The organism is Streptomyces sp. SID5785 (assembly GCF_009870065.1).
GTDB lineage: Bacteria > Actinomycetota > Actinomycetes > Streptomycetales > Streptomycetaceae > Streptomyces.
This window is the reverse complement of the sequence record NZ_WWIA01000037.1, coordinates 1-4,279: the sequence shown is the minus strand read 5'-3', so window position 1 is coordinate 4,279 and position 4,279 is coordinate 1. Positions and strand designations below refer to the sequence as shown.

4 protein-coding genes are annotated in these 4,279 nt (G+C 73.8%); 1 reads left to right on the top strand and 3 read right to left on the bottom strand.

Annotated features, from left to right (window positions below; all coding sequences use genetic code 11):
• Positions 1–21: 21 nt before the first annotated feature.
• Positions 22–1,344, bottom strand: coding sequence for an SGNH/GDSL hydrolase family protein (locus GTW43_RS01315; protein ID WP_161299680.1), 1,323 nt, complete (start codon positions 1,342–1,344; stop codon positions 22–24).
• Positions 1,345–1,908: 564 nt separating this feature from the next.
• On the opposite strand from GTW43_RS01315, the gene GTW43_RS01310 reads away from it, so the two are divergent.
• On the top strand, positions 1,909–3,120 hold the full coding sequence (locus GTW43_RS01310; protein WP_237536338.1) for a DUF445 domain-containing protein: 1,212 nt from the start codon (positions 1,909–1,911) through the stop codon (positions 3,118–3,120).
• Here GTW43_RS01310 and GTW43_RS01305 read toward each other — a convergent pair.
• Together GTW43_RS01305 and GTW43_RS01300 are read right to left on the bottom strand one after the other, a co-directional pair.
• Positions 3,110–3,625 carry a GNAT family N-acetyltransferase gene (locus tag GTW43_RS01305; RefSeq protein WP_161299678.1) on the bottom strand — a complete coding sequence of 172 codons (516 nt, stop codon included), beginning with the start codon at positions 3,623–3,625 and terminating at the stop codon, positions 3,110–3,112. The genes GTW43_RS01310 and GTW43_RS01305 overlap by 11 nt on opposite strands.
• A gap of 9 nt (positions 3,626–3,634) precedes the next feature.
• The coding region (locus GTW43_RS01300; protein ID WP_343245855.1) for an MFS transporter at positions 3,635–4,279 on the bottom strand (645 nt) is incomplete at its 5' end.

Genomic DNA, 4,279 nt, shown 5'->3' with positions numbered 1-4,279 from the left:
CGGCGGCGCGGGCGCGACGGGTCAGAGCTCGGCGCCGCGGGTGGCCTTCAGCGTGGACAGGTCGAAGGACTCGGCCATCTTGCGGTATCCGGCGTCGCTGGGGTGCAGGTGGTCGCCGGAGTCGTACTGCGGCAGCAGACGGCGCGGGTTGTACGGGTCGCGCAGCGCCCGGTCGAAGTCGACGTAGCTGTCGAAGACGCGCCCGGCCCGGATCTCCCCGTTGACCGCCTCGCGCACCGCCTCCAGCCGGGGCTCGTACCCCCGGTGCCCCTGGAACGGCATGAGGGTCGCCCCGACCACGCGCAGCCCGCGCGCGTGCGCCTGCCGCACGAGCTCCCGCAGACCGTCCGCGATCCGGTCGGGGTCGGTCTGGTGCGGATTGCGGAGGATGTCGTTGATACCGAGGTCGATCACGACGGCGCGGACTCCGGCCCGGCCCAGCACGTCGCGGTCGTAGCGGGCGAGCCCGCTCGGGTTGCCGGCGGGGCGGCCGTAGCCGTCGGAGAGGATGCGGTTGCCGCTGATGCCCTGGTTGAGGACGCCGTAGCGCGGGGCGCCGGACTCGGTGCGCAGGCGGGCGGCGAGGACGTCGGTCCAGCGCCGGTTCGCCCCGACGGTGGACGTGATGCCGTCGGTGAGGGAGTCGCCGAGGACGACGAGCGTGCCCTCCGCCTCGTTGCTCAGCACGTCGAGGGCGCTCAGGTAGCGCCAGTACGGGCTCTGCTCGGTGTACCGCGCGCCGTTGGCCTCCTCGGTGAGGTCGCCGTTCGCCACGTACGACATCTGCCGGGCCTGCGGGTGGTACGTGACCGGGCCGGACGCGGTCGGCGAGTACGTCGTGACCAGCAGGTCGGAGTCGGCGGGCACCTGCAGCCGCACCGCGTCGCTGAGCACCTGCCGGCCGGCGGGTATGACCACCGACGTGTTCCCGGAGAAGGTGAGCCGCCGGACGGTGCCCGCGAGCGCCGTCGGGCTGTTCGGCGCGGACGCCACGGCGAGCGAGGCGTGCGTGATGCTGAGCGGCTGCTGCCCGTAGAGGTTGGAGAGGGTGATGCGGGCGCCGGCGCCGCCGATGCTGGTGTGCACGACGTTACGTATGGAGCGGCCGAAGTAGCCGTTCGTCTCCGTGCCGGGCTCGGCGCCCGCGGGCGCCGCGGACCAGCTGCCGACCCACATGCCGGTCGAGGCGGGCGCCGCCGAGCTGCGCGGGTGCGCGCCGTCGGCCCGGACGCCGCCGTCCCGGTCGCGCAGGATCCCGGAGAAGCCCACGTAGATGCCCGCGGATATCACTACGACGACCGCGACGAGCGCGGCCAACAGGGCATAACCGTTTCGCCTGGTCATGCGGTGTCTGTCTCCTCGGGCAGGGGGAGCCCCGAGGCTCCGGTGTGATCACCCCATGATGAGGCATGGGGTGCGGCGGGCGACGAGGGGGCCGACTGCGGGGCCCTCAGGTGATTCCCCTCCGCCCCTTCAGACGCCGGGAACTTGTGGTTCGTTCCGGGAGTACGTCAGGAAGGGACAATGTGTGAGGGGAACGACAGTGACGGACGCGGCGAGCTGGAGAGACCGATGAGCGAGTCGGAGAAGCCGGACGGCCCGGACGGCCCGGACGGCCCGGAGAGTCTGTCGGGTCCTGGCGGGGGCGCTCGGCGGGGGTCCGGTCCCGAAGGGCTGGAGTCCGGGGAAGCCGCCGGTCCGGTGAAAACGGATGTATCGGTCGGATCGGATAGATCGGGCAGACCGGACGTAGTCGACACCGGGCAGTATGCCCGGACGGACCGGGATTCATCCCTGCCCCATACCGGTACCGGGGCCGGGGCCGGTGCCGGTGTGCCTCGTCCCGCGCGCCGTTTCGCCGCCGAGTTCACCCCCGCCGACCAGGAGAAGCAGCGCGGGGTGCGCCGCATGAAGGCGACGGCGACGGGCCTGCTCGGGCTCGTCGCCGTGATCTACGTGCTCGCCACCTGGGCGGAGCACTCCGGCGCCGGCTCCTGGGCGGGCTACGTCGCGGCCGCCGCCGAGGCCGGCATGGTCGGCGCGCTCGCCGACTGGTTCGCCGTCACCGCCCTCTTCCGGCACCCCCTCGGCATCCCCATCCCGCACACCGCGATCATCCCGCGCAAGAAGGACCAGCTCGGCGTCTCCCTCGGCGAGTTCGTCGGGGAGAACTTCCTCTCCGGGGACGTCGTGCGCGAGCGGCTGCGCTCGGTCGGGATCGGATCCCGGCTCGGCGCCTGGCTCGCCGAGCCCGAGCACGCGGACCGGGTGACGGCCGAGCTGGCGACCGCGCTGCGCGGCGCGCTCACCGTGCTGCGCGACCAGGACGTGCAGGCCGTCGTCGGCGAGGCCATCACCCGCCGCGCGGACAACGCGGAGATCGCCCCCGGCCTCGGCAAGATGCTGGAGAAGGTCGTCGCCGACGGCGGCCACAAGCGGGTCGTCGACCTCGTGTGCACCCGCGCCCACGACTGGCTCGTGCTGCACGACGACTCGGTGATGGACGCGGTGCAGGGCGGCGCGCCCGGCTGGACCCCGCGCTTCGTCGACAAGCGGATCGGCGAGCGCGTCTACAAGGAGCTGCTGCGCTTCGTCACCGAGATGCGGGACATGCCGCAGCACCCGGCACGCGGCGCGGTCGACCGGTTCCTCACCGACTTCGCCTCCGACCTGCAGTCCGACTCGGACACCCGGGAGCGCGTCGAGCGCCTGAAGTCCGAGGTCATCGGACGGTCCGAGGTACAGGACCTGATCGCCTCCACGTGGTCCGCGGTCCGCGCCATGATCGTGGCCGCCGCCGAGGACGAGCGCAGCGAGCTGCGGCTGCGCGTCCGGGCGTCGCTGCTGTCGCTGGGTGCGCGGATGGCGGGCGACCCGAAGGTGCAGGCGAAGGTCGACGGCTGGGTGGAGGGCGCCGCGGTCTACGTCGTGACGACCTACCGAGCCGAGATCACGTCCCTGATCACGGACACGGTCGCCGGGTGGGACGCCGAGCACACGTCCCGCAAGATCGAGGCGCACATCGGGCGTGACCTGCAGTTCATCCGGATCAACGGCACGGTGGTCGGATCCCTGGCGGGCCTGCTGATCTACGCGGTCTCGCAGGCGTTCACGGGGTAGGCGCGGGGCGCGCGGACGCGGGCACGGGGCCGACGGCCGCGGGGCCGATGGCCGCCGAGGGCGTGGGACGGGCCGGCCGCACCATGAAGACGTCGACGGGGTCCTCGGACTCCGTGACGAAGCCGTGGCGCTCGTAGAGGCGGCGGGCCGCGCTGCCCTGGAGGACATTGAGCCGGACCGGGACGCCCTCGCGGTCGCAGCGCTCGAGCAGGTGGGCGACGACGGCGCCGCCCGTCCCGGAGCCCTGGAGGTGCGGGGCCAGGAAGAAGTGCTCCAGCCAGTACGCGTCCGGCGCGGGGCGCAGCGCGACGCACCCGGCGAACTCCCCGTCCACCTCGATGATCCAGCTGTGCTCCGGCTCGTACGCGTCGCGCAGCCGCCGGCGCACCCGCTGCGGGTCGAACCGCCCGAGCCGCTCGAGATCGGCCCGCATCACCACGGCCCGCATCTCCACCAGCTGCTCTATGTCGTCCGCCTCGGCCGCACGCAACACCCATTCCCTCACCCCGGGAGCCTATCCGGCGGCCCCGGGGCGGCCCCGCCGCGTCACCAGGACCAGCACCGCGGCCCCCGCGCACAGCCCCGCCACGCCCACCCACACCGGGTCGTACGAACCGAACGCGTCCCGGACCGCTCCCCCGCCGAACGCCACCGCCCCGGCGCCCACCTGGTGCGCCGCGCTGACCCAGCCGAAGACCACCGGGGCCGCGTGACCGAACCGGGCCCGGCACAGCGCCAGCGTCGGCGGGATCGTCGCGACGTCGAGGAGGCCGAAGACGACGGTGAACGCGAGCAGCGGGGCGTCGACGGCGGCGCCGAGCAGCAGCGGCAGGGCGAGCAGGGCGAGGCCGCGCAGCGCGTAGTACACGGCGAGCAGCCGTCGCGGATCGGCCCGGTCGGTGGCCCAGCCGGAGGCCACGGTCCCGGCGACGTTGAAGATCCCGATCAGGGAGAGCAGGGAGGCGGCGACCGTCGTCGGCATGCCGTGGTCGTGCGCGGCGGGGGTGAAGTGCGTCCACATCACCCCGTTCGTGGACGCGCCGCACACGGCGAACGTCCCGGCGAGCAGCCAGAACGTCCGGCTCCTGAGCAGCCCCCGCGGCCCCCGGCCCGCCGCCGCCCTGCGCACGCCGCGGGCCGGGTCGCGCACGGCGACGGC